The 24,366-nt window shown below is 42.2% G+C and carries 25 protein-coding genes and 1 riboswitch; of the genes, 1 reads left to right on the plus strand and 24 read right to left on the minus strand.

Annotated elements, in window-relative coordinates; translation table 11 throughout:
* Nucleotides 1–120 precede the first annotated feature (120 nt).
* The 6 genes from rlmH to DS742_RS01930 form a co-directional block, all read right to left on the minus strand.
* Nucleotides 121–600 (minus strand): 23S rRNA (pseudouridine(1915)-N(3))-methyltransferase RlmH, encoded by a 480-nt coding sequence (rlmH, locus tag DS742_RS01905; RefSeq protein ID WP_117415350.1) that lies wholly within the window; start codon nucleotides 598–600, stop codon nucleotides 121–123.
* An 11-nt stretch (nucleotides 601–611) separates the two neighbouring features.
* On the minus strand, nucleotides 612–1,640 hold the full coding sequence (locus tag DS742_RS01910; protein WP_117415351.1) for an alpha/beta hydrolase: 1,029 nt from the start codon (nucleotides 1,638–1,640) through the stop codon (nucleotides 612–614).
* 30 nt (nucleotides 1,641–1,670) lie between these two features.
* Entirely contained in the window at nucleotides 1,671–3,527 is a 1,857-nt protein-coding gene (locus DS742_RS01915; protein WP_117415352.1) for a DUF6320 domain-containing protein, read from the minus strand.
* 71 nt (nucleotides 3,528–3,598) lie between these two features.
* A complete protein-coding gene (locus DS742_RS01920) occupies nucleotides 3,599–4,297 on the minus strand; it encodes a response regulator transcription factor (RefSeq protein WP_117415353.1) in 699 nt (232 codons plus the stop codon).
* A gap of 20 nt (nucleotides 4,298–4,317) precedes the next feature.
* A complete protein-coding gene (locus DS742_RS01925; protein ID WP_117415354.1) occupies nucleotides 4,318–4,944 on the minus strand; it encodes a helix-hairpin-helix domain-containing protein in 627 nt (208 codons plus the stop codon).
* A 101-nt stretch (nucleotides 4,945–5,045) separates the two neighbouring features.
* Nucleotides 5,046–5,471: a DMT family transporter gene (locus DS742_RS01930; RefSeq protein WP_117415355.1), complete on the minus strand. Its 426-nt coding sequence runs from the start codon at nucleotides 5,469–5,471 to the stop codon at nucleotides 5,046–5,048.
* Nucleotides 5,472–5,631: 160 nt separating this feature from the next.
* A riboswitch (TPP riboswitch) is annotated at nucleotides 5,632–5,730 on the plus strand.
* Between the two features lie 29 nt (nucleotides 5,731–5,759).
* Between DS742_RS01930 and thiT the strand changes: the two genes are divergently transcribed.
* Nucleotides 5,760–6,431 carry an energy-coupled thiamine transporter ThiT gene (thiT, locus tag DS742_RS01935; protein ID WP_117415356.1) on the plus strand — a complete coding sequence of 224 codons (672 nt, stop codon included), beginning with the start codon at nucleotides 5,760–5,762 and terminating at the stop codon, nucleotides 6,429–6,431.
* A gap of 64 nt (nucleotides 6,432–6,495) precedes the next feature.
* Here the strand turns inward: thiT and eam are convergent, their stop codons facing one another.
* From eam to DS742_RS02025, 18 genes are all read right to left on the minus strand, one after another.
* Nucleotides 6,496–7,752 (minus strand): glutamate 2,3-aminomutase, encoded by a 1,257-nt coding sequence (gene eam / locus DS742_RS01940; protein WP_117415357.1) that lies wholly within the window; start codon nucleotides 7,750–7,752, stop codon nucleotides 6,496–6,498.
* A gap of 131 nt (nucleotides 7,753–7,883) precedes the next feature.
* Nucleotides 7,884–8,861, minus strand: a complete 978-nt coding sequence (gene hypE / locus DS742_RS01945) for a hydrogenase expression/formation protein HypE (RefSeq protein WP_117415358.1) — start codon at nucleotides 8,859–8,861, stop codon at nucleotides 7,884–7,886.
* A 45-nt stretch (nucleotides 8,862–8,906) separates the two neighbouring features.
* Nucleotides 8,907–9,947, minus strand: a complete 1,041-nt coding sequence (hypD, locus tag DS742_RS01950) for a hydrogenase formation protein HypD (RefSeq protein ID WP_117415359.1) — start codon at nucleotides 9,945–9,947, stop codon at nucleotides 8,907–8,909.
* Nucleotides 9,925–10,161: a HypC/HybG/HupF family hydrogenase formation chaperone gene (locus tag DS742_RS01955; protein ID WP_117415360.1), complete on the minus strand. Its 237-nt coding sequence runs from the start codon at nucleotides 10,159–10,161 to the stop codon at nucleotides 9,925–9,927. The genes hypD and DS742_RS01955 overlap by 23 nt, the downstream gene beginning before the upstream one ends.
* Nucleotides 10,162–10,183: 22 nt before the next feature.
* The gene (gene hypF, locus DS742_RS01960; RefSeq protein WP_117415361.1) at nucleotides 10,184–12,472 is read right to left on the minus strand and encodes a carbamoyltransferase HypF; all 2,289 of its coding nucleotides are present in this window, start codon (nucleotides 12,470–12,472) and stop codon (nucleotides 10,184–10,186) included.
* The gene (gene hypB, locus DS742_RS01965; protein WP_117415377.1) at nucleotides 12,439–13,098 is read right to left on the minus strand and encodes a hydrogenase nickel incorporation protein HypB; all 660 of its coding nucleotides are present in this window, start codon (nucleotides 13,096–13,098) and stop codon (nucleotides 12,439–12,441) included. Before hypB ends, hypF begins: the two co-directional genes overlap by 34 nt.
* 17 nt (nucleotides 13,099–13,115) lie before the next feature.
* Entirely contained in the window at nucleotides 13,116–13,490 is a 375-nt protein-coding gene (locus DS742_RS01970; RefSeq protein ID WP_117415362.1) for a hydrogenase maturation nickel metallochaperone HypA/HybF, read from the minus strand.
* Nucleotides 13,457–13,822, minus strand: a complete 366-nt coding sequence (locus tag DS742_RS01975; RefSeq protein WP_117415363.1) for a 4Fe-4S binding protein — start codon at nucleotides 13,820–13,822, stop codon at nucleotides 13,457–13,459. Before DS742_RS01975 ends, DS742_RS01970 begins: the two co-directional genes overlap by 34 nt.
* Before the next feature lie 77 nt (nucleotides 13,823–13,899).
* Nucleotides 13,900–14,979 carry a hydrogenase large subunit gene (locus DS742_RS01980; RefSeq protein ID WP_117415364.1) on the minus strand — a complete coding sequence of 360 codons (1,080 nt, stop codon included), beginning with the start codon at nucleotides 14,977–14,979 and terminating at the stop codon, nucleotides 13,900–13,902.
* Between the two features lie 36 nt (nucleotides 14,980–15,015).
* Nucleotides 15,016–15,357 (minus strand): NADH-quinone oxidoreductase subunit C, encoded by a 342-nt coding sequence (locus tag DS742_RS01985; RefSeq protein ID WP_117415365.1) that lies wholly within the window; start codon nucleotides 15,355–15,357, stop codon nucleotides 15,016–15,018.
* The gene (locus tag DS742_RS01990; protein WP_117415366.1) at nucleotides 15,354–15,806 is read right to left on the minus strand and encodes an NADH-quinone oxidoreductase subunit B family protein; all 453 of its coding nucleotides are present in this window, start codon (nucleotides 15,804–15,806) and stop codon (nucleotides 15,354–15,356) included. Before DS742_RS01990 ends, DS742_RS01985 begins: the two co-directional genes overlap by 4 nt.
* 28 nt (nucleotides 15,807–15,834) lie before the next feature.
* The gene (locus DS742_RS01995; RefSeq protein ID WP_117415367.1) at nucleotides 15,835–16,701 is read right to left on the minus strand and encodes a respiratory chain complex I subunit 1 family protein; all 867 of its coding nucleotides are present in this window, start codon (nucleotides 16,699–16,701) and stop codon (nucleotides 15,835–15,837) included.
* Nucleotides 16,698–18,608 (minus strand): proton-conducting transporter transmembrane domain-containing protein, encoded by a 1,911-nt coding sequence (locus DS742_RS02000; protein WP_117415368.1) that lies wholly within the window; start codon nucleotides 18,606–18,608, stop codon nucleotides 16,698–16,700. Before DS742_RS02000 ends, DS742_RS01995 begins: the two co-directional genes overlap by 4 nt.
* 519 nt (nucleotides 18,609–19,127) lie before the next feature.
* Nucleotides 19,128–19,334, minus strand: coding sequence for a helix-turn-helix transcriptional regulator (locus DS742_RS02005; protein ID WP_117415369.1), 207 nt, complete (start codon nucleotides 19,332–19,334; stop codon nucleotides 19,128–19,130).
* 2 nt (nucleotides 19,335–19,336) lie between these two features.
* Nucleotides 19,337–19,675, minus strand: coding sequence for a DUF3796 domain-containing protein (locus DS742_RS02010; RefSeq protein WP_170313339.1), 339 nt, complete (start codon nucleotides 19,673–19,675; stop codon nucleotides 19,337–19,339).
* Nucleotides 19,676–19,863: 188 nt separating this feature from the next.
* A complete protein-coding gene (locus DS742_RS02015) occupies nucleotides 19,864–20,832 on the minus strand; it encodes a PocR ligand-binding domain-containing protein (RefSeq protein ID WP_117415371.1) in 969 nt (322 codons plus the stop codon).
* 23 nt (nucleotides 20,833–20,855) lie between these two features.
* Nucleotides 20,856–21,353 (minus strand): MarR family winged helix-turn-helix transcriptional regulator, encoded by a 498-nt coding sequence (locus DS742_RS02020; protein ID WP_117415372.1) that lies wholly within the window; start codon nucleotides 21,351–21,353, stop codon nucleotides 20,856–20,858.
* A 290-nt stretch (nucleotides 21,354–21,643) separates the two neighbouring features.
* Nucleotides 21,644–23,749, minus strand: a complete 2,106-nt coding sequence (locus DS742_RS02025; RefSeq protein WP_117415373.1) for an alpha/beta hydrolase — start codon at nucleotides 23,747–23,749, stop codon at nucleotides 21,644–21,646.
* Nucleotides 23,750–24,366 lie beyond the last annotated feature (617 nt).

Genomic DNA, 24,366 nt, shown 5'->3' on the forward strand with positions numbered 1-24,366 from the left:
TTTAACAACAAAATAACACAACTAACCTTACTGATGGTTGCAGCAGGCTTTAACTTCAAAACAGGCTAAAAACCGAGCCCGTTACACTATTAATGTGTAATGAGCTCTGTAACTGTGTATCTATTTATGATAAGGTTCCCCATTGATAATCCGATAACTCCGATAAATCTGTTCCAGCAAAATCACCCGCATCAACTGATGGGGAAACGTCATGTTAGAAAAACTCAGCTTGTAATCCGCCCGCTTTAACACAGCCTCCGCCAGACCAAGGGAACCGCCTATGATAAATACAATCTGGCTTACTCCGCCGACTCCAAGAGCCGCTATCTTTTCTGACAGTTTCACCGAATCAGGAGTATCACCGTCAATGGCCAGAGCGATCACATAGGCCCCTTCCTTTATAGATAGAAGGATCCTCTCACCCTCTTTCTCCTTGATCTGCCGTTCCACCGTCTCGCTGGCATGATCCGGTGTCTTCTCATCTGCCACCTGTATAATCTCAAGCTTGCAGTAGCGGCTCAGTCTTTTGCTGTATTCGGCTATGGAGTCAGTATAAAATTTTTCTTTGATCTTCCCCACAGTCACCAACGTGATTTTCATTCGTATCTCCTCTATCCATTCAGTTCTTTCTTCATCATGGCGATTAAAAAGCCAGTGATATCCCTTGCAGAATGTTTCTGGCCTGTCTTCACTTTCCGGACAACCTTTCCTTCCGGTTTTACATTAATATGATAAACAACCCGCAAAAATTCTTCGGCTTCCTCCCAGGCTTCCCGACTCTCCGGTATTAAATCCAGTCCCATCTGAAATACATGAAACATTCCTTCAAAGACGGATATCCTGCATTTCACACCCGCTTTTTTTAACTTCTCTCCCACCATAAGAGTATCACTTAATAAAACCTCATAATTTCCCACCTGCATGAGTACGGGAGGAAATCCGACAAAATCTCCGAACAACGGAGAGATATATGGTTCCGTCGGATCCGCTTCTCCGATATAGGTGGAATTGTAAAGCATATTGTGGGTGGAATTGCCGAAAAGTGGATCCAGCTCATAATTAGCCTGGTAACTTTCGCCGCTGTTTGTTAAATCCGTCCAGGCAGACATGGTAAGAAAACCTCCCGGAAGAGGCAGGTGATTATCTTTTAAATAAAGGCCAAGAGCAAGGCCTAAACCTCCTCCGGCCGAATCTCCTGCTATCACAATATTTTCGGGGGCATACCCCTTCTCCTGCAAAAGCCACTGGTAAGCTGAAACAGCATCCTGCAAAGCAGCCGGATAGGGATCTTCGGGAGCTACCCGGTAATCCGGAGTCAGTACATCTCCTCCATAGCTTATCTTGGAATACCGGACTGCAAATCTCCGGTAAATATTTTTCATGGGACCGATATAACCGCCTCCGTGAAGCTGAAGAATCACACGTCCGGTAACTACTCCCACAGGTCTTAAATACTCCATCTTCAGATTACATTTTTCAATAATCTCATATTCATATCCAGCCGGACATACCCAGGCAGGCTCCACCGGATTCTTTCTCAATTCTCCGGTCTGGATTGGCTGCTTAAAAGAAGTCTCCATCACATTCTGCATCATATCTCTCACCAGATTTCCCATCACACTCACCTTTTTTCTTCTCATGTGTCATACCTCCTTTCCAGACAGCATTTTCTATATATGAAACCGTCTAATCAGCTCATTCTTTACTCTCCGGTCTCCCAAAACAATGGTGACTGCAAGAATAATCACGGTCACTGCCACTGTCACAAGGGACAGGAGGGGTCTGGTAATCAGTCCTGCTGCCCATAGAATCAGTGGAATAAAGCTGAAAACGGTAACTGCAATCTGATACATGAAATAACTCTGCCAGTTCATTCGGTTTACAAGAATCAAAAATACCACTGCCAGATCAGCAAACAATATGGTACTTGGTATGCCATAGTTTACCGACCAGCCGCTGTACCCTGTTGCATGATCAATACAAAACCATACGATCTCCGCCGCTATGGTCTGCATGACAACTTTCCCTGCCAGATTGGAATGGCGCATAAAGGAATACCGGACTGTCATGACGGAATAAGCCATTAAGACGATTGCAATCACAGACCATATGGAGCCGGAAAAAGTTGCTAGGTTAATAATACCAAGAACTGCTGCTCCAAAAATCATGATTCCGTAAAAGACATTGGCAATCTTTTTCATTCGTTCCTTGTCATACCGGATCTGGGGATACTGCCCCTTATCATCTCTGTGATCCGGCACCCCATTGCTTTCAAGCTCTGCCGGAATCCCTTCTTTCTTCAGAAAACCAAAAAATGTATCTGCAAGCCTTGTATCCTGAAAAACAGAACTGAAGGTGACGATAACCTCATCCCCGTAAGAGCAGACCCCGCATTTGATTGGCTGTCTGCGTGAAACTCCGATCATCATGGTGAAGCGTTCAATCTCGTCTGCATAGTCTTCATCCATTTCAATGGGACCGATGTTTGACAGTGTCATGGTATATGCCCCATTGTTCCTCCAGAATATCAGATTCAAAGCAAGCCATTTTATCACCAGAGGGGTAATGCGCAGATACCACTTCTTCTCACTGGAAACATTATAGGAAATGGTCTCCTCCATCTTCTCTTTCGTGATTTTCTCATCCATCTGAGTGCTGACTGCACTTAATATTTCCTCAAATGTGTGATTCTCTCCGGAAGAAAGAAATTCCACCAGAGTTACAGCAAAAAAATTAGCCATTGTCTCAGAGCCGAAAAAATTCCTTAAATTAATGGGAATGCTGATGCCAATGGAATGTTCAGAAGGTTTCTTTTTTAAATATTCCTGATAAATGGACCAGATCAGTGCAGCGGTCAAAAACCGGGTGATGCTGACACCGTAGCGCTTACTCACAGCCTTCATCTCTTTTAAACCGATATAGCCGTGAAGAATGTTCTCCTCATCCAGGGAGAGATATTCTCCGGTAATATGATACGCTTTTGCAGAACTGTATTTCTGTTTTCGTATCTTTTTATAGTGGCGGACATAACTGTCCTCCACATTCATGGAAACATCGGAAGAAATCTTCTGCGGCGCCCTGTGACCGGTTCTTGAATCCTTTACCAGATCAAGATAACGGTAAACCAGTGCCTTTAAGAAATTAACAGCTCCCAGGCCGTCTGTGACAGCATGAAATACTTCCAGGTTGATCCTCCTGCCAAAATAAGTGACCCGGAATAAAAAAAGCTGGTTGCTGTGTGGGTCAATATACTTACAGGGGTAGGTTGTCTCCCGTTCAATGACCGGCATACGGCTGTTGTGTTCAAAATAATACCAGAAAAAACCTCTCCGCAGTTTCACGGAAAACCCTTCAAACTGCGGCAGAACTTCCTCTAATGCTCTCTGCAAAGTTCCTGGCACCACTTCACACTTCAGCTCAGTACTGATCCGGAACACATTGCTTAAATTCTCATCGGCTATGACAGGAAAAATCTTTGCCGTATTGTCAAGCCTTCTCCATCGTTCCCCCTGCGGGCTTTTCTTCATCGTATCAGCACTCCTTAATTTAAGAAAAGGCGGATCTCTCCGGTTCCCCGGCAGAAATCCTCCTTTTTTCACTAGACGCGGAAATAATATCCCACACCCCATTTGGTATGCACATATTTGGGATCGCTGGGACTGGGCTCAATTTTCTCCCTCAGACGCCTTACATGAACGTCTACCGTACGGACATCGCCTGTGTCCATAGCCTTGTTTCCCCAAACATAAGTAAGCAGCTGTTCTCTGCTGTAAACCTTACTGGGGTTGCAGGTTAAAAGTTCCAGAAGATCAAATTCCTTGGCCGTTAAATTGATCTCCTTATCTGCGATAAAGACCCGTCTTGCATCCCGGTCCAGTTTTAAATCACCGGCTGTCACCAGATGGCTGTCTTCCTTATGATCCCGTCTGCCCTTCTTGGCATTTCTCCGCATGATTGCCTTTATCCTGGCTTTTACCTCCAGAATATTAAAGGGCTTTGTAATATAATCATCGGCTCCGTACTCCAGCCCGAGAATCTTATCCATATCATTGCCCTTGGCTGTCAGCATGATGATGGGCATCTCGGAAAACTCCCGGATCGCCTGACAAACTTCGTATCCATCATACTTTGGAAGCATCACATCCAAAAGCACTACATCGTATTCCTTCTGCTTTGCCAGATTAATGGCTTCCTCACCGTCATAGGCACAGTCCACTTCCATACCGTCCTGCTCCAGACTGAATCTCATTCCCTTTACAATCAGTTTTTCGTCATCTACTACTAAAACACTTGCCATTTTGCACCTCTGTCTTCTATTTAAACCGTTATATCGTCTTTTATCTTCTGAAAGGCTGCCTCCTTAATCCCTGATATCTTCATAATATCTTCAATCTTCTGAAATCCGCCGTGACTCTCCCGGTAACGGATGATGTCATCCGCCTTTGCCTCTCCCACACCTCTTAAGGTCATCAGTTCTTCCTTGCCTGCCGTGTTAAGATTCACCTTATGACTGCCTTCCGGTAAATTTCCCAAGACAGATGTTCCCTGATCGTGAAGCCTTTTGGCTTCCTCCTGATCCGGCACCTGAATCTTCATCCCGTCTTTGACCTGTTCTGCCATGTTTAACGTATCGGCAGCTGCATTCTCCGTAAAGCCTCCGGCCTCCTTAACAGCCTGAAAAACACGGCTACCCTCCTCCAGCTCATAGACTCCCGGAGAAACCACCTCTCCGCATATATGTACATAACAAATACGTGACGGTACTTCCGGTGCTTCCTGGGAAACCGAAGCCGTAGTTTCCTCCGCAGAGGTAACAGGCGGCTCCTGAATCGAAACAAAAGCTTTTTCTTCCCGGTATATATGATTTCTGTTTAAGCCATAGCAGATGCTGCATATGATTACACATATAGCTATGGCTGCGATCTTAATCCTATGATAGTTCATGGAATCCTCCCTTTACAAAATTTTGCAAAAAAGGATCCCATCCTCAGCCCTTGTACCTATTCTACCTAAAGAAATAAGTAAATACAAGCACTATTTCCAAATTAGTTAAAGATTATAATGCCTATGATGGCTACAACTGCCCCAATCAGTTTTTTCCACTCAAATCCAACTTTTTCCACGCCGAATAATCCAAATACCTCCACTGCATAAGCCACGATGATCTGGGATACTACTATAACCAGCGCGGCTTTTGCCGGCCCTAAGGTCCCCATACTTTTTACAACTGTATAAGTAATAAATGCGCCGATAATACCTCCGATCAGCATGTATTTGGGGTGAACCGAAAGAAGGGCTGAAATATCGTCCCTCCCGGAAAAATACCATAGTATGAGGCAGGTCAGAAAAGCGGTCAGCTGAACCCAGCCGGTGGACACCCACATACTTGTCTGTTTGGACACTCCCGTATTTAATACTCCCTGTATGCTCATTAGTGCTCCTGATATCAGAGCTATGATAAAGCCTGTCATTTACACAACCTCCGCATCTGTATTTTTAATCTGAAAAAATGCAATGATGCACTGCTTTACTAGGTTGTGCTTAATTTACTTTTTTATACTTATTTTACATGCTCAAATAGCTTGACATTCCCTTTTATTTCAGTTATACTCACACCGAAATGAAAAAATTATGACACGCTGGGGGAGCCTCGGGCTGAGAATGGTATTTACCTGACCCTTACTACTTGAACCGGATAATGCCGGCGGAAGGAAGCAATAGTAGTAGTCCCCTCCTGTGCATACGAAGGAGGTTTTTTTATGTCATTTTTTCTAACCTATTCTCAGGAATCCGGAGAATACTTTTTAAAACCAGCCGGATACGGACTGGTGGTTGTCACGCTACTGGTGATTCTGCTGGGACTTCATCTGCTTGGAGGCAAAACCCTGCCTACCAGACAGCTGAAAACCCGCCAGATGGTAACCTGCGCAGGCGCGATGGCACTGGCGCTGGTGGCTTCTTTCATCAAATTTGCTTCACTCCCGTTTGGAGGTTCCATCACACTGTTCTCCATGCTGTTCATCTGTCTGACCGGCTATATCTACGGCGTTAAGGCCGGAATTATGACAGGAGTGGCATACGGAATTCTTCAGTTCATTGTGGAGCCATATATCTATGCTCCCGTTCAGTTCCTCCTGGACTATCCGATTGCATTTGGATGCCTGGGACTTTCGGGGTTGTTTCATAACAGAAAGTACGGACTGATTCCTGGTTATGTTACAGGTGTTTTGGGCAGATATCTCTGCCATGTTATTTCCGGTTACGTATTCTTTGCTTCCTATGCACCGGAAGGCATGAATCCGCTTTTGTATACCCTCGGATACAACGCCACCTATATTGTTCCTGAGATGGTTGTAACTGTTGTAATTTTATATCTGCCTCCAGTCATCGAAGCCATCAGCCAGATGAAACGCCAGGCGGTAAATGGTTAACGTGTAGCAGGAAAACGCTGATCCATAAGCGAATCATCACCTTTGGATCAGCGTTTTTCCTGAATCAGAGAAGCTCATGAATGTCTTTAGTCTCATGATCCTCATATTTAACTACATTACCCTCCCAGGTTCTGAATTTTACATACCCCGGACCTCTTGAAATAATATAATTGGGGAATATGGGAGTTTTTCCCTGCCCTTTCGGCGCATTGACAATAAACGTGGGAATCGCCATGCCGGAGGTGTATCCTCTTAGATATTCCATAATTTCTATCCCATCCTCTATGGACGTATTAAAATGGCTTGTTCCCTGAACGTGTTTTGCATGAAAAATATAATAAGGCCGTACCCGGCATTTTAACAATTCATGATTCAGCACACGCATCACAAATTTATTATTGTTAACACCATTTAACAGGACCGCCTGATTTCCCAGGACGATTCCGGCATCTGCAAGTCTTTCACAGGCAGCCTTTGATTCACCTGTAATCTCCATGGGGTGATTGAAATGAGTGTTTAAATAAATAGGGTGGTATTTCTTTAACATGTTACAAAGCTCATTCGTAATTCTCTGTGGCATGGTCACCGGAATTCTGGTTCCAAGCCTTATGTAATCCACATGAGGAATTTCCTTTAACTGGCTGATGATCCATTCCAGCTGTTCGTCTGACAGAGTCAGTGCATCTCCCCCTGTTATGAGAACATCTCTGATTTCCTCATTCTCTCTGATGTAATTGATTGATTCTATTATTTTTTCACGGGAATTGTGCACATCCTGTTCACCGATGTTGCGCCGCCTCTGGCAGTGCCTGCAGTACATGGCACATTCATTGGTCACATTGATGATCAGACGGTCCGGATACCGCCTGGTAATGCATCCGGCAGGATTGGTATATTCTTCTGCCATAGGATCTAAATCTGTGCAGGTATCTTTAAGTTCCTTATAATTTGGGATACTCATCAGACGTATGGGATCAAATCTGTCGTCCGGTTCTGCAAGACTTAGATAATATGGGGAAACTGCCCAGCGAAACTTCTCCCCCACTTCCCGGATCAACTGCTTTTCTTTTTCGCTGACCGGGAGAATCCGGCTTAAGCTCTCCACATCTGTAATTCTGTTTTTCAGCTGCCATTTGTAATCATTCCAGTCCTCTTCCGTTGCCGAATAAATATGAAGAATTTTGTTTTTCCGTTCCTTCAGCACATTTTCTTTGCTGATTCCAGTGGGAATTGACTTCCTCGCCTCAAGAAAATCTTCAATCCTCCCCTTCAGTTCATCTGCCCGTTTAAGTGATATCTGACGTTTTTCTTCTTTTTCCATATATTTATTCTCCTTTTGCCCCAAAAGAAACAACTTTATTATAACAAATAAGTTGTTACTACGTCAATAAAATTTATTCAGGCATAATAAAAAAAGAAGCCTGCTTAAAATCAGCCGACCTCTTATTTACTCTAACAGATTCTTGGAAGCCCTTCTCCATATAAAAGATCTATGGTTCTCAGTCCCTTCAGCCTGGTTTTCATTCTGACTCCGCTTCCTTCAAGAATAGTTCCGATTATTCTGGCATTTGTTCCGTATTTACTGCTCTTCACTGCTTTCAGCGCCTTTTCAGCCTGATTGCCAGGTATAACAGCTATCATCTTTCCTTCATTGGCCATATAGAGAGGATCCAGCCCCAGTATGCCGCAGAAGCCCTTCACCTCCGGGCTGACAGGAAGAGCCTCCTCCCATATCTCCACGCTGCACGCGGACTTCTCTGCAGCTTCATTTAAAACAGTGGCCAGGCCGCCCCTGGTGACATCCCGCATGCAGTGCACCCGGATCTGGCTGTCCAATAAATTCCGAACGATGGATGTAAGCGGAGCACAATCGCTGGCAATCTGATTTTCTATGCCCATGCGGTGGGAAAGGATGGCTGCATGATGTTCTCCTAAGTTTCCTGATAAAATGACGGCATCACCTGGTTTACAGTTAGAAATGCTGATGCCTCCCTTTTTCACTTCTCCGATTCCGGAAGTATTGATAAAAACCCCGCCGTTTCCATCCACCACCTTGGTATCGCCTGCAACGATCTTCACTCCTGCCTCTTTCGCTGTCAAAGCCATGGTGCGGGCAATTTCCTCGATGGCATCCAGTTCCGTACCTTCCTCAATGATGAAACCTGCAGTGAGATATTTAGGAACAGCTCCCATCATAGACAAATCGTTAACTGTCCCGCATACAGCAAGCTTTCCAATATTCCCGCCTTTAAAAAACAGCGGAGTAACAACAAAGGAATCTGTTGTATAGGCGATCTTCCCCTCAGCAGACACCACCGCCGCATCTTCAAGCCTGTTTAATGTTTTATTATGAAAATGCTTTAAAAAAACCTGATTAATCAGATCACCCGTCTGTTTTCCTCCGCTGCCGTAAGACATGTCAATTTTCATAGCTTCTGCCCTGCTCCTTTCGACTGTTATTATAAAACGGATTTTTTAAGAATTCTGATACCAGATTCCACAGGCCCCTTCTGATGATACCATACAGGGACCCACAGCATGTAGCGGCGTACAGACCGTCTTAAACAAAGGGCATTCTCCCGGATTTTTCCGTCCCAGAATTACCTCCGTACATTTACACCCCTTTGGCATTTCCTCGTTCCTGCCCTGAATGCGGCTTCCGCCATCATAGATCTCATATTTCTTTTTCAACCTTAAAGCAGAATTTTCTATGATACCAATTCCCCGCCAGAAATCATCTCCCTGCTCAAAATATTCCAAAAGCAAAGCGCGTGCTTTCTCATTGCCCTTTTCTTTCACTGCACTGGCATACATATTTTTCACTTCAAACCGCCCTGTTCTCAGCTGGCGCATAATTTCATAGACAGCTGCCAGAATATATTCTCCTTCAAAACCTGCAATTACAAAAGGCTTCCGGTATTTTTCTGCCAGTTCCCGATAACTGTCGGCTCCTGTGATTACGCTGACGTGGCCAGGGCTTAAGAATGCATCAATGTTTTTTTCCCTCTCGCAGATATAGGAAAGGGCCGGAACGATTGTTTTTACTGAAGTTAAAAGTTTTAGATTGGTTATCTCCTTTTGCTGCATTTCCTCCAGCATGAGAGCATAGATGGGAGCCGTCGTCTCAAAGCCCACAGCCGCAAACAGATACTGGATATTTTTATGCTCCACGGCTTCCTTTACGGCCATCAACGGAGAATACAGGATTTTCACTTTTCCTCCTGCTGCCTTCGCTTCTGTCAGGGACATGCTGCTGCCTTTCACTTTCATCATATCACCGAAGGTCAGGACACAGTGATCCTCCTTTAAGGAAAATTCCGTTAAACGGTCAATATAGGCCGCCGAGGTAACACAAACCGGACATCCGGGACCGGAGATCAGCCGGATTTTAGGGGAAATCATACTTCTGATCCCGTTTTTAAAAATGCTGGAAGTATGGGTTCCGCACACCTCCATGATTTTTACCGGTTTCCCGTCATAAGATTTCAGTTCCTCAATCACTTCCTGGATCTTCATATCTGTCCTCCTGAAGTTCTGAAAACAGGCTGAGTATATCCTCAGCCATTTCCCTGCTTATCACTTCTATGGCACAGCCTGCGTGGATCAGAACATAATCTCCTATTCCAGCATCCACAAGCTTTATATTCACATCGGTAATATTATCCATTACATTCACTCTTGCATAATCTCCCCGTATTTCTATGACTTTTCCTGGTATTGCAACGCACATGAATTCCTCTCCTTTCTGCCGGTTATGTGTTAACTGCCTTTAAATGCTCTCTTCCTAAGTATATCTGTCCAAGACTCAGTCCGCCGTCACCCGGAGGAACAAGGCGGTTTATGTATACGCGGAATCCTCTTTCCCTCAAAAGGGTAATCGTCCGCTCTGTAAGTACGGTGTTCTGGAATACACCTCCGCTTAATGCCACCTCACTAATGTGATAACGGCTTCTCAGCCTATCGCAGATTTCTGCTATTCCTTCCGCCGCTGCATGGTGAAAACTCAGTGCCAGGGCACCGGTTTTCTCACTGTCCATGTATCTTACTGACGCTTCAAAAAATGGTTTTGGGTCCAGTTTCAGGACGTCATCTTCTTCTGTTATAAGAAATGGGAGAGAAGGAGGTTTTATATGTTCTCTTTTTGCAAGCTCAGCTTCTCTTTCAAGCAAAATGGCGCATTCTCCCTCGTACCGGTTCTCGTTGGCTATATGAAGGACAGAGGCCGCTGCATCAAAGAGCCGTCCCATACTGGAGGTAAAAACCGTATTGATTCTTTGATCCAGTGCAGCCGTTATGATATGTTTCCTCTCGTCCGGGAAGTAACTGTCCAGACCTGCATGATGCAGATAACAGATTGCAGTCTTTTTTCCATCCCGCATGGACTGATCGCCTCCCAGTATAGGGAACGGGCTCAAATGAGCAGCCCTCACAAATTCCTTTCCTTCACAGATTAAGAATTCTCCTCCCCAGATGCTCCCATCGGTTCCATAGCCGGTCCCGTCAAAAGCCACGCCTATTACAGGACCTTTCAGCCCATGCTCCGCCATGACAGACGCAATATGAGCATGATGATGCTGCACCTTTATGATTGGAAGCAGCAGACTCCGGGCAAAACGGGCAGAGTGGTAATTGGGATGGAGATCACAAACTGCCAGCCCCGGTGTGATGTTTAAAAGGCGGGTTAAGTCTTTGTAGGATTTTTTATATTCCTCCATGACAACACATTCTTCCAAATCCCCGAAATACTGGGATACAACTGCCCTCTCTTTGCGGCAAAGACAAAAAGCCGCTTTCAAATCTCCGCCTGCAGCAAAAACGTCTGTTTCCCCGGCATTTTCTTTATTCAGAAAAACCGGATAGGGAACATACCCTCTGCTCCTTCTGATCAGCTGCGGGCTCCCTGCCACAATCTTTGCTACAGAATCATCCACGGATCTCACAATTCTTCTTTTATTATATAATACTCCATCAATAAATGGATCAGAAAGAGAAAGCATACAATCATCCTCACGTATAATCGGCTGGCCGGACACATTGGCGCTTGTCATAATAAGCGGTCCGAGTTCTGCAGTCAGCAGATGCTGGAGGGGAGTATAGGGAAGAAATGCGCCGCAGTAAACGCTTTTCTTATTGGTGGATGGGGCCATAAGATCTTCCTTCATATGAAGAAGCACGACAGGTTTTGCTTTGGATTTTAACAATGCCTCCTCTTCCATGGAAACATTGCAGTACTTCTTTATTTCAGTAAGAGAATGAAACATCACGGCAAAAGGCTTTTCTTCCCGTCCTTTGCATTGGCGCAGCCGGACTGCCGACTGTTCAAGAAAAGGCGAACACGCCAGATGATAACCTCCAATTCCCTTTACTGCCACGATTCCGCCGGCAGCCAGCACTTTTATGGCTTTCTTTAAGGCCTCCCGGTCGGTAAACTCTTCTGCTTCCGGCTTCCTGTTATCCCTGTATAAAAGATAGGGACCGCAGTCATTGCAGGAAATTGTCTGTGCATGAAACCGTCTGCTTTGGGGAGAGGTGTATTCTTTTTTGCAGACACTGCACATGGGAAAATCTTTCATGGCGGTATTGTCCCGGTCATAAGGCATATCTTCTATAATCGTATATCTGGGACCGCAGGACATACAGCTGATAAAAGGATTGCCAGATCTTCTGTCTGAATCATCGTCAAGTTCTTTTAAGCAGTCCGGGCAGACCGGCAAATCCGGCGGGATCATGGTGACTTCTTTTGCCTCACCGCTTGGTATAATAACAAAATCATCAAGGATACAGACCGGCAGTTCTTCCATCTCCATATTTAAAATCTCGTATCTTCGCTCATTATTCTCTTTTAAATCAGATAAGAACCGGTCCACTGCTGTTTTTGACGCCTGGGCCACAATTTCCACATCACCGCCAACGTTTCGTACCCAGCCTTTGATCCCCATTTCCCTGGCTGCACGATAAACAAGGGGCCGGAATCCAACCCCCTGTACAATACCGCAGACCTTAATTTTTACTGCTGTTTCTGTATTTTTTCCATTATCCATTCTGCTGCCTTTTCATAACCTTCTCCGGTCTTTCCTGACACCCTGATCACCGGAGCCGTTTTATTTAATGCCCGGACTCCTTTCATGAAGAAATCTTCATCAAAGTCCACATAGGGCAAAAGATCACATTTGTTTAACAGAATGATATCTGCCTTTTCAAATGCAAGGGGATATTTATAAGGCTTATCGCTTCCCTCTGTTACAGTGGATATCAGCATTTTTGCATGCTCACCAATCATAAATTCGGCAGGACAAACCAGATTTCCTATATTTTCAATAAACAGTACTCCGTCACTGATGTGAAGTTCCTCTACCGCCTGGCCGATTAACGGAGAATCCAGATGGCAGGCTCCCCCGGTGTTGATCTGTATTGCCTTCACACCAAGAGATTTCAGGGTTTTTGTATCAAAATCCGCCTCAATGTCACCTTCAATCACGTAAGCGGTTACTTCTTCCAGACGTTTGATCAGCTGGATCAGAGAGGTGGTTTTTCCGGCTCCCGGCGCTCCCATCACATTGACGGCATAAATACCGCTCTTTGTTAAAGAAGCCTGGATCCTAGCTGCAGCCTGGTCATTCTTTTCATAGACAGACTGCATAATTTCAATTTCTTTGTTTTCTGACATGGCAATCTCCCTGCTTTTCATAATATGAATCCGCTTTCCGGCTCATCCAAATCCTGTATTTCTATAGATTTTATATAAAATTCCTGTCCTATTTCAGTCGGTACTCCTTCTCCTTTGCAGAAGGGACATTCAAAAGTAAAGGGCTTTCTCACAAACAGCTGGCCGCAGCCTGTACACCGCAGTTTTGGGACCACCCTCTCGATATGAAGCTTTGCGTGCTCACATGAAGTGCCCTCGGCAATCAGCTCGAAATAGAGTTCAATGGAGCTGGCCACATAACCGCAGTAATCTCCCACAACCAGATTGATCACCTTTACCTGCGGTGCACCATTGTCTTTTGCATATTCTCCGGCGATTTCTATGATTCGCCTGGTGATTGGATATTCGTGCATTTTACATATTCATCCCTTACGTTCCCATATGACGGAGCTGTGTACTCATTCTCCATAGTGAGGCATTTTTTCGGGCAGACCTCGGTGCAGTAGCCGCACTGGATGCATTTCAGTCTTTCAATGCTCCATGACGTCTTTGCCTTTTCCGTTTGAATTGCCCCGGTAGGGCATCTTCTTTCACACATGCCGCAGAAAATACAGTCATCAATGGAAATTCCTATTTTTCCTCTGGTCCGCTCAAACGGTTCCTTCTTCTTTACCGGATAGGGCACAGTATAGGGACCATGGAATATATTCTTTAACAGTGTCTTTGACATCTTAAATACAGACATAATACCCTCTATTCTGCTGCTTATGACAGCAATCACATGTTATCCTGTTACCTGTTTTCCACCGTACCTCTTCACATCTACCGTTCGGTACAGCTGATACAGGGATCTATGGTAAGAATCAGTATGGGTACGTCTGCCAGGGAACAGTCCTTTAACGTCTCAAGCAATGCAGGCAGATTGGCAAAGGTAGGTGTACGGACCCTTACTCTGTCCAAAAATTTGGTTCCATTGGCTTTGGTATAATAAACTACTTCACCCCGGGGCTGCTCCAGCCGTATAAAATGTTCTCCATTTGGATTTCCTTTTACCTTGACATTGATGTCACCGTCAGGAATTAAATCAATACACTGTCTGATTAAATCGATTGACTGAAACATTTCCTTGATCCTGACCCTGGTTCTTGCATAGCAGTCCCCGCCTTCACTGGTGACCGGCTTAAATTCCAGCCTGCTATAGGCGCTGTATCCCTGTGTTCTCATATCCATTTCGATTCCGCTTGCCCTCGCCATAGGTCCTACCGCGCCTAAATCAAAAGCCGTCTGTTTTGAGAGGACGCCTACCCCTTTGGTGCGGAGCTTAACTGTAGTATCGTTTATAAAAACACCGGTGGTCTCTTTTAATTCCTTTTCCATCTCCGTTAAAACAGTCCTGATCTTCATTAAAGTCCCGGAACTGATATCTTTTCTCACACCACCGATATCACATACGGAAAAAATAACTCGTCCGCCTGTTGTCTCTTCGAAAATATCCAGAACCTGCTCCCGTAATTTCCAGGACTGCATAAACAGACTTTCAAATCCAAAAGCATCAGCCAGAAGTCCAAGCCAGAGAAGATGGCTGTGTAGCCGAGACAGTTCTGCCCATATTGTGCGTAAGAATTCTCCCCGCTCCGGCACCTCTACATCCATAATACGCTCAATGGACATACAATATCCCATTCCATGCATAAAAGAGCAGATTCCGCAGATCCGTTCTGCAACGTAACAATATTGCTGATAATCTCTTTTTTCCACCAGCTTTTCCAAGCCTCTGTGAATGTATCCAATTCTAGGAATTGCTTCTACAACCGTTTCATCCTCCAGCACCAGATCAAGATGGATCGGCTCCGGAAGAACCGGATGCTGCGGACCAAACGGAACAATCGTCCTGTTTCCCATAAATAACCTCCGTACTGCTGCGGGCTGCCACAGCAGCTATTCGTTCATGCCAAATGGTGTCTTCACCGGAATCTTATAAAGGTTATCATTGAAATCCGGCAAAATTCCTGTTATTTTTACCCCGAACAACTCCTTTATCTCATTTTCATAAAGAAAAGAATATGGATAAAGAATGCAGATGCTTGGCAGTTCGGTTTTCGTATCTGTGATCAGCCTTATATTCAGCAGTTCATAATCCTTATCAAAGGAATAGGTTAATTCCATTCCATCTTTATTCGTGCAGGAAATTGCTACCAGCCGGTAACCATCATTCTTTATTTTCATGATCTCCGTCAGCAGATCATTGGCGGAGATTTCTCTTAATATTTGTTCTTTCATGTTTCTCCAATCCGCTTTTTGGGCATAGCCTTTTTCTTCTCTTCCAGAATATCAAGGGCTTTCACCACACCGTCAATAATTGATTCCGGACGTGCCGCACATCCCGGTACATAAACATCCACTGGAATTACCTTATCAACTCCACCGGCTACGTTATAGCATTCTGCAAAGATGCCGCCGGAGGTTGCGCAGATTCCAACTGCTACCACTGCTTTTGGTTCCGGCATCTGTTCATAGAGCTGCTTCACAACCGGAATATTCTGTTCATTGACACTGCCGGTTATAAGTAAGATATCCGCATGCTTGGGATTACCGGTGTTGATAATACCAAAACGTTCCACATCATATAATGGTGTCAGACACGCCAGTACCTCGATATCACAGCCATTGCAGCTTGTGCCGTCATAATGCAGAATCCAGGGTGATTTCTTTACCACATTTACATTCATATGTACTCTCCTCAATTTTCTCAGGGCATCATTTCATAAAGAATGAAAGAATCACCAGATTCACCGTACCCATTACTCCCGTAACAATCCACGCAGAATTAAGCGCATGCTGCCATTTCAGCCTTGCTGCACAGTTATCCACAATAATTTCAAACAGGTACACACAAAGACAGGCGACAACTGCAATTGCACGACTGCCCGGTGCAGAGGTAGCAAAAAATACATAAACAAGAGATAAAGAGATGATCACCTCATACCAGTGGGTAACCTCAATAACAGCCAGATCCTTTCCGGAATACTCGGTTGTAATGCCCTTGACGATTTCCTGATGTCCATGGTGGGACATGCTTAAATCAAAGGGTGATTTCCTCAGTTTAAAGGTCAATATAAATACCAATCCCATAAAGACTCCGGGCAGATAAAGAATCGATGGTTTGTCAGTCATAATAATATCTTTAATAAAGAAGCTTTTTTCCGCATAATACAGACCGATACAGGTAAGAAGCACCATTGGTTCATAAGCCATGATCTGTAAAAGCTCTCTCTCTGATCCGATGGTGTTATAAGGAGAGTTTGATGCGTAGCCTCCCAGGACAAAAAACACAGATCCCAGTGTCAATGCGAAGATTGCCAATAAAATATCGCCGCCCAAAAGTATGATAACCGTGGTAAATACGGCAAATACCATTGAAACATACACAAAAAAGCGGTGCATGGAATTGACTTCAATGGACTCCTTCTGCATCAGTTTCAGCACATCGTAAAATGGCTGGGCAACCGGGGGACCCTGCCTGCCCTGCATACGGGCTGTGATGACCCGGTCCATACCGGTTAACAGTCCTCCCATAACAGGTGCAAGAATAATGATCCCCATAACCCTTAGTAAGTTCATCATGATGCAATCCCTCCAATCAGCAGAATCACTCCCCATACAAGAATGACAAAAGATAAAATGTCACTAAAGAAAGATAACCGCTTTGTCCCAAAATAGCCGTCCATATACCAGTTCCGAAGCTCAACCTGACGCGTTCCGCCAAAGGATGCGTAAAAGGTTTCATTGTCCCCTGTATTTTCACCTGCCATGTAAATCGGAGCTTTTCTTCTTTTATCATTCTTATAAACAGGGATAAAACTGACTGGCAGTATTATAAGCATGCTTAACATATACAGCATCAGCTTAATATCACCTTCCCCGATGGGCATCAAAGCCTGATTATGAAAAACTCCGCTCAAATACGGGATCAGGGCGTATTTGGAGACTACAGGGAAAGTAAAACAGGATACTACCACCAAACCTGCAAGTATGGTAATAGGAATCTCTTCATCCAGGTGGAATTTATTTTCACTTTGCTGTCTCATATTAACTTTTGACACAAGCTTTCCCATCCACTTCGCCCAGTAGAACAACGTTGCCGCGCTGCCATAGGCAAGGATGATAACAATCAGAATATTATTTGAATCAATAAATGCTTTCATTGCAACCCATTTGGAAATCAGCATGCCAAAAGGAGCAAGGAACATTCCGGCAATTCCGATCATCATACACAGCGCAAGTTTTCTTGAAACTCCCAGAAGCATATCCATGTTTTCCACATTCCGGTTTCCAATCTGATGTTCTGCAGAACCAACGGATATAAAGAGCAGGGATTTGGATACTGCATGAAAGATAATCAGCAGAATCGCTGCCCAGATGGATTCCTCTGTCCCGACGCTGGCACAGATAACAATGAGTCCCAGATTTGCCAGTGTGGAATAGGCCAGAACCTTTTTTGCGTCACTCTGGGAGATCGCCATGAAAGAACATGCCAGGAACGTCACTCCTCCCACAAGTGTTACGGTTTTTCCCACCGCTGAGTCACCAAGAAGAGGGGCCAGCCTGATGATTAAATACACACCTGCTTTCACCATGGTTGCGGAATGAAGCAATGCTGATGTGGGGGTAGGCGCCACCATGGCTCCAAGCAGCCAGGAAGAAAACGGCAGCTGAGCCGATTTCGTAAGTGCTGCCAGAGACAGAAGAAATACTGGAATCATAAGGAATGCATCCGGCTCTCCGGCTGTAAAAACTGACAGCTCCAGCGTATGTCTGCTGATGCCGATGATGATGATTCCGGCAGCAAAAGCAGCTCCGCCTAAAAGATTAATGAAAAGTGCACGAAACGAATTGTTTCTTGCCTCCTTCGTCTTTGTGTACCCGATAAGCAAATAAGAACAGAAGGTCGTAAGCTCCCAGCAAAAATACATCCAGGTGAGCTGGTTGCTCAGCACAATACCAAACATTGCAGAAAGAAATAAGAATAAAACTGCAAAAAAGAAGCCCTTTCGATCCTCATATTCCGTATGGTGAATATGATATGTTTTCATATAACCAACCGCATAAATGCAGATCAGACTGCCGACCACTCCCACAATTACCACCATGACTGCGGTAAGCTTGTCAAAGATAATAGCTTTATCAACTTCAATCCGGCTCTTTACAGTCAGTTCAAAACAAAGCATGGCTGCCGTCTGCAAAAAAGAAAGAATTGAGATGGCATAATTTTTATAACGTATTCCGGTTACAATGATATAAGCGGCAAGAGCCACTTCCACCGCTGCCATAATGAAATCAATTGCTTTTTCCCAGAGGTATGTATAAGCAATTCCCTTATTGAAAAACAAACAGACAACAATCAGTGTCAAAACTGCTGTTATACCTGCACTCACCCGGACAATTTTGTTTCTTACTTCATCCTCTCTCACCAAATATACAGCAAGTGCTGCAAGCAGAGGAAATAATATCAATACCGTAATCGCACCCATACATTCATCACCTTACTTTTTATAATATCTGTCAGGAAATCACAAAAATTTTATCTTCAGTTATTCAAATGCCACAACCCATGATGTCAAATTACATAATTGATCAATTCGAGCTCATTATATCACACGAAAAAACGTTGTCAATGTTTTATTATCTGTACAATTTACACAGTTTTAATATAAAAATGCGAAATATGGAAAACTATTCCAGAAAAAAGAGAAAACTCTAATTTTTGAACAAGTTAAATATTTAACGCATCAAATTCCAACTATTTTTCCCAATTATTTTACGTTTTTTTAACATTTATGTACAAAAAATATACAACTTATTTATACAGGCGGTGCAATGGGTGAGGATTTTACAATATAAAGAAACTGTTAAATTAATGCTGCCCGGCTGTATAAAGGAGGATTTGGTAAGTAACTTTTTATCAACCAAAAAAGGACGCTTTGCTGCAGAGCATCCTTTTTATCAATTCCAATATCTTTTTTAGAAATACCAACTCATTTCATAAAGATTTATTCATCCTCATAGAAGAAAAACAATTCCTCCACTGTAGAAGAAAATACCTTAGCAATATCCATGGCAAGTTTTAATGATGGATTATACCTGCCTTTTTCCAAGTTAATAATCGTTTCCCGCCGCACTCCAACAAGTACAGCAAGTTCATCCTGTGTTAAGCTTTGCTTTGCTCTGTATTCCCGCAATTTAGTAATTAAGGCCATGTTTATATCTCCCGCTGTTCATTTATTTCCAGTACCACGAGACTGATTGTAAAACAAATCATAGAGACAACGTAGCACGATACCAATACAATGTTGACTGGCAGAATTGCTGGAAACAGGAAATGTACGGCAATGGCAAGACCAGTGGCCCATACACCGGAAAAGAAACCATAACTTGCCGCTTTTCTGACATTTTGCTGAAACAGCTCATCCGGTGTTACAAAAAAATACCGGATGTATTGGGCAAAGCCGAAGAAACCGAAAAACGGAATACTAACAGTGAAACCCATAAAGCCTAACAAAGCGAGAATGGACAGGAAACCCAGTTTATTGACTTTCATAAAAGACCTCCAATAGTGGTATATTTCTAACATTATGTTATAAATATACCACTATTTAATTTTCTTGTCAACCGTAAGACCTGAGCCCTGGAAAGGTGTGACGCCAGCATTTCCGATAAAAACTTCTCGAATAAGGGGCTGTCGCACAATCAGTTCATAAACTGATTTTGCTACAGCCCCTAATAAATTTATTTAACACGAGCAATTTGTATTGTACCACCTACCCCATAATTCTTGCAGCGATTACGGTAGCCCATTGGCGTTTCACCGGTAATCTTTTTAAATATCTTAATAAAATATCCCGGTTCACTAAATCCAAGCTTTATGCTTACTTCACTAACTGTCATATCTGAACCTTTCAGGAAATCTTTTGCCCAGGATATTTTCAGTTTAGTTATAAATGTTGTAAATGGTTCACCAATTTCTTTTGCAAATAGTTTACTAAAATAGGGTGCACTTACATGGCAAAAATCAGCTGCTTCGGTTAATGTGATCATTTTTTCCTTCTCGGAATACATATAATTAATTGCCTTCATAATTATCTGATTAGAGAGGTTAGGATAATAAAAACTCTGTTCTCCTATTAATAATTTTTTCTCTATATCTATATTAGCTGAATCATTGTTACCTTTTTTTAGTATTTCAGTTGCAAAAAATGAACATAAATGAAAAAGCATTTTAGTCATATGGTCAAGTTGTTCCTTTGTATAGGAAGGAATTTTGTTGTAACATTTCCTGTATTTATCTATTATTGCCTCTGTTTCATATGAATCGATTGTCAGAATCTGCTCAAGTTCTTCTTCCGATTCACCTTTAACATGTACTTGACCTGCCATTACAGCTCCTAAGTATGAATCCTCAACTATTATTGGGATGGCTATATCTACGATACCGAAGTGACATTGATATATATACGGTCTTTTTTTCAAAACACCTTCAAGGCTTCCTCTCGCATCACACTTTTGACATAAATTACTAAGCTTCTCTTCGCTCCTGACATGTGAACAGAATTCACTGCATCCACTATGTGTGGTTATCGGAATACCCCGGTAATCAACCGTATGTATTGCCATACCTGTTACTTCAGATATTGCATTTTGAAGCTTTTCCCAAGAATCTAAATCTACTATATTACTAAAACTCTTGACATCATTCAATCAACACACCTCCGAATGTATGATCAATCAATGGCTACTAGTATAATAGGTTCTCCATCTTTCCATATTACTCTTTCATAAAGAGAATCAATCATTTGAGTAAACATGTTAAGTTCACTGTCTTTTAAATTATCTCCAATCTCAAACATCTCTTGGAAAATTCTCTTAGCATATCTCTCAGTATACTCATTGTAGATATTACGTCCAAACGGTGTAGCTTGGATAATAATGTCTTTTTTGTTTCCTTTTACATGATACTTTTGCAGTAATCCCTTATCAGCAAGTTTCTTTGTTAATTTCGTAAAAGAACTGCTTGATATCCCTAAAGCTTTAGCAATCTCAGACATGTTAAATACATGGTCTTCATTTTCAATTAAGTATTCAATAACTTGAATCTGAACAAACGAATACTTAACTTCTTCACCCATTAGTTCTTTATTTAATGTTAAAGCGTAGTTATTTGAAAATCGTATTAGTGAATTTACTAGCTTTCGATATCTGCCTAACCATTCTAATTCCAATTAAAATCCCTTCTTTCGAATTAATATTGTTTACCGTGGAAACTATATTGATTCTACCATAAGGATTTTTTAAAAACAATGCCTAACAATTACCAAATATATGATCATTTTTTGTGCAATTTATACTATAATTTAATACTCCCTTCACCTATTCGCTTACCTCCCATAAAAACCTCCATAATCTTTTTACAGTATTATATAACAAAAAGTACCCCAATAGTTAAACACAGCCTCTTTTTCTGTGTCTTACTATCAGGGTACAGTTTACCCCATTTTTTATTGGATGTATATTATGGATTAACCAGGTTCCATAGCAGGATAGTATTTGCCACCTGTATCATAGTAAATAGCATTGAATTCAAGAATGCTGCAGTCCACACATTATGTGTCTTTTCGAATATTTTTCTAGTGAATATAGCTGCTATTAACAACGAAGGAATCAACCCTAAAAGTCCGATTGAAATCATACCGCTATTTGACCAATGAGCTTTTCCTGTAATGAAGAATGTTCCATATTGGTAAACAAACCATAACACTAGACCGCCTGTTGTAGACAATATTGCTACTAAATTGCCATGTTTTAAAGCTCTTGTAGTTGCATTAATTGAAATTGATATAACGAGGTAGAACACGAAAAACATCGGTAAGTATTTTAGCATTGTTATAAAGTGTTCTGATTTAAATGTTTTTACGGCAAAAGTCCATATTCTAAAATCAACATTTAATACATTATTTATAATAAACAGAATTATATATCCTGCAATTACTGTAATGGCAGCAGTTAAAAATGCAGCAAATATCGAAACCGGCTTTACTTTCAAACCATATTCAGCAAGTCCTGCACCACTTGGTTTATTAATGAAGTAATACATCATTACAACTATAATTGCGAATAGCAGTCCAAGATTTAAGCTAAAGAAGGCATACCAGTTAGAAGTTGTTGAGTTAAAGTAAGCACTTTGAGCAAAAGCTTTAAACTTAAACAAAATAAGTATATCGATTACAGAGATTGCAGTTGTTATAAACGCCCCCATTGCATAGCTTGCAAATCTTCCGCTGCTATCTTTTGAAGCTTTCAATTTACTTATAATACCAATTAATAGCATGATTACAGCAAATATTATCATTATAGTTCTAAGAAGCTTAATACTACCTGCAACCTGGACGAACATCTCATCTATATTAGTTAATGTCACGAATAAAGACGCCGGTAATATTGTATATACCATAACTACAGACCAATAAATTACTTTGTCCAATTTCTTTTTTGGTAACGGTACAGCAGATACTTCTTCTGTAACCGCATTTTTTAAGAATCCGTTCTTCGTTATTAACGAGATAAATGGTACGAAGAATAAAAAGAATCCGATTAATGCTACAAAATTACCTGCTTCTTTTAACCACCACGCTTGATTAGCTGATACCATATTTACAAGAGTCATATCAGGTGTATAAACTCCCTTAAAAGCAGTCTGGAAGAAGTCGATAATGTGTGATTCAACTGTAACAGAAAAATGGTTCTGTGCATGTGTCTCGTTCACTAAATACACAATATGTTTTCCAGCTTGTGATTCTCTTACGGTTTTTCCGTCAAGCACCAGATCACCTGATGGAACATCATAAAATTCTCCTGATTTTCTTTCAGCATCATTATTTTTACCTAAAAACACAGCTCCACTTTCACTATTATTAATAAAATCTTTATAGAACATTCCTTCTCCCTTATTACCAAAGAAGAACTCATCATAATGCCCTGATACGATACCCATTGTTCTGTTGCCGTATGAAGCTAAAATTGTTTCAAGGGGAGCAACATTGTTTGTGAATGTAAAATCAGCACTTTCAGGAATTGCTGCATATATCATTCTATGTCCACTTTGCAATGATTGCATTTCATCAAAAAATACAGCCATAACTGTTGATAAACCACCCATTGAATGTCCGCTACATCCAATATAACCATTACCATCTTTGTCCTTTAGCGTATAAGGTTGGTTATAAGCATATGTAACCGCGTCAGACATTGAGAACACCCAGAATGTTCCAAGCTCTGTTCCGTTTGGAATATCTGCCGACCAACGTGACAATCCGTGGTCATATTGATCCACTACTAAAACAATGAATCCTCTTCGTGACATCTCAACTGCTGTTGCATCTTGCATTTCCTTTGAATTCAGATAGCCATGTGTGAGTACAATAACCGGTCTGGGATTATTGGGACCTGCACCTTTTGGCATATACAAGTTCGCCGCTAAAGTTCCTCTTTCTGTATCAAAACTTAGCTGTGAAACTTTTACAGAATTAAAATCCGAATTAATTACGCTTGCAAAAATACTTCCTAAAATTATTAGGACCAGCGCAATTGCTAAAGACTTCAATGCTTTTCTACTCTCCATTATAGTTTAACCTCCCAATAAATTATTGTAAATTTGAGTAGTACCCCGTTGTTTTTCAATTAATAGAATATCATTTGATAGCGATTATCGCAGTGAAATATCTTATCGAATAATTGTAATTTCATAATATATACGCTGCTTAAAAAGCATTATTATTACTATATACGTTAACCAAATTTCCAATAATATTAGGATGCGGGCTTACCATCTATCTCGCTGAAGAATTTACTGTAACTGGGATTCAGGCAATTAAACATCTCGTTAGGCAAATTTGAAAAACATAGGATTTTCCCTTTGCACCTGATAACTGTTTGGATTGCTATGGCCTCCTGTTCGTCTTCCGGTTGCTTTTTCAGAAAAATGTCGCATATAGACCAGTTTTTCATATCCATCAAGTCGCACAATCGCAACCATTTATAAATTCCTTAACTAGTAAATTCTCGCCTTATTTTTCTTCAAAAGCAGGGATGAACCATGGGGGCGAAAATGATGCAGGTTAAAGAGCCGGGGTCAAAAGCTTCCCCGACTCGGCTAACATCAGCCCGCAAAATGCGGGCTGATAAGACTTTTTCATCGGGGTCGGATTTCAAAAATCCTATAAATCATGACCACCGGCT

It is taken from the genome of Lacrimispora amygdalina (assembly GCF_003432035.1).
Lineage (GTDB): Bacteria > Bacillota > Clostridia > Lachnospirales > Lachnospiraceae > Lacrimispora > Lacrimispora amygdalina.

What these genes read in the sequence shown, in the direction of transcription:
- rlmH (WP_117415350.1), bottom strand. Translation starts at nt 600, where the DNA reads ATGAAAATCACGTTGGTGACTGTGGGGAAGATCAAAGAAAAATTTTAT.
- DS742_RS01910 (WP_117415351.1), bottom strand. Translation starts at nt 1,640, where the DNA reads ATGAGAAGAAAAAAGGTGAGTGTGATGGGAAATCTGGTGAGAGATATG.
- DS742_RS01915 (WP_117415352.1), bottom strand. Translation starts at nt 3,527, where the DNA reads ATGAAGAAAAGCCCGCAGGGGGAACGATGGAGAAGGCTTGACAATACG.
- DS742_RS01920 (WP_117415353.1), bottom strand. Translation starts at nt 4,297, where the DNA reads ATGGCAAGTGTTTTAGTAGTAGATGACGAAAAACTGATTGTAAAGGGA.
- DS742_RS01925 (WP_117415354.1), bottom strand. Translation starts at nt 4,944, where the DNA reads ATGAACTATCATAGGATTAAGATCGCAGCCATAGCTATATGTGTAATC.
- DS742_RS01930 (WP_117415355.1), bottom strand. Translation starts at nt 5,471, where the DNA reads ATGACAGGCTTTATCATAGCTCTGATATCAGGAGCACTAATGAGCATA.
- thiT (WP_117415356.1), top strand. Translation starts at nt 5,760, where the DNA reads ATGTCATTTTTTCTAACCTATTCTCAGGAATCCGGAGAATACTTTTTA.
- eam (WP_117415357.1), bottom strand. Translation starts at nt 7,752, where the DNA reads ATGGAAAAAGAAGAAAAACGTCAGATATCACTTAAACGGGCAGATGAA.
- hypE (WP_117415358.1), bottom strand. Translation starts at nt 8,861, where the DNA reads ATGAAAATTGACATGTCTTACGGCAGCGGAGGAAAACAGACGGGTGAT.
- hypD (WP_117415359.1), bottom strand. Translation starts at nt 9,947, where the DNA reads ATGAAGATCCAGGAAGTGATTGAGGAACTGAAATCTTATGACGGGAAA.
- DS742_RS01955 (WP_117415360.1), bottom strand. Translation starts at nt 10,161, where the DNA reads ATGTGCGTTGCAATACCAGGAAAAGTCATAGAAATACGGGGAGATTAT.
- hypF (WP_117415361.1), bottom strand. Translation starts at nt 12,472, where the DNA reads ATGGATAATGGAAAAAATACAGAAACAGCAGTAAAAATTAAGGTCTGC.
- hypB (WP_117415377.1), bottom strand. Translation starts at nt 13,098, where the DNA reads ATGTCAGAAAACAAAGAAATTGAAATTATGCAGTCTGTCTATGAAAAG.
- DS742_RS01970 (WP_117415362.1), bottom strand. Translation starts at nt 13,490, where the DNA reads ATGCACGAATATCCAATCACCAGGCGAATCATAGAAATCGCCGGAGAA.
- DS742_RS01975 (WP_117415363.1), bottom strand. Translation starts at nt 13,822, where the DNA reads ATGTCTGTATTTAAGATGTCAAAGACACTGTTAAAGAATATATTCCAT.
- DS742_RS01980 (WP_117415364.1), bottom strand. Translation starts at nt 14,979, where the DNA reads ATGGGAAACAGGACGATTGTTCCGTTTGGTCCGCAGCATCCGGTTCTT.
- DS742_RS01985 (WP_117415365.1), bottom strand. Translation starts at nt 15,357, where the DNA reads ATGAAAGAACAAATATTAAGAGAAATCTCCGCCAATGATCTGCTGACG.
- DS742_RS01990 (WP_117415366.1), bottom strand. Translation starts at nt 15,806, where the DNA reads ATGAATGTAAATGTGGTAAAGAAATCACCCTGGATTCTGCATTATGAC.
- DS742_RS01995 (WP_117415367.1), bottom strand. Translation starts at nt 16,701, where the DNA reads ATGATGAACTTACTAAGGGTTATGGGGATCATTATTCTTGCACCTGTT.
- DS742_RS02000 (WP_117415368.1), bottom strand. Translation starts at nt 18,608, where the DNA reads ATGGGTGCGATTACGGTATTGATATTATTTCCTCTGCTTGCAGCACTT.
- DS742_RS02005 (WP_117415369.1), bottom strand. Translation starts at nt 19,334, where the DNA reads ATGGCCTTAATTACTAAATTGCGGGAATACAGAGCAAAGCAAAGCTTA.
- DS742_RS02010 (WP_170313339.1), bottom strand. Translation starts at nt 19,675, where the DNA reads ATGAAAGTCAATAAACTGGGTTTCCTGTCCATTCTCGCTTTGTTAGGC.
- DS742_RS02025 (WP_117415373.1), bottom strand. Translation starts at nt 23,749, where the DNA reads ATGGAGAGTAGAAAAGCATTGAAGTCTTTAGCAATTGCGCTGGTCCTA.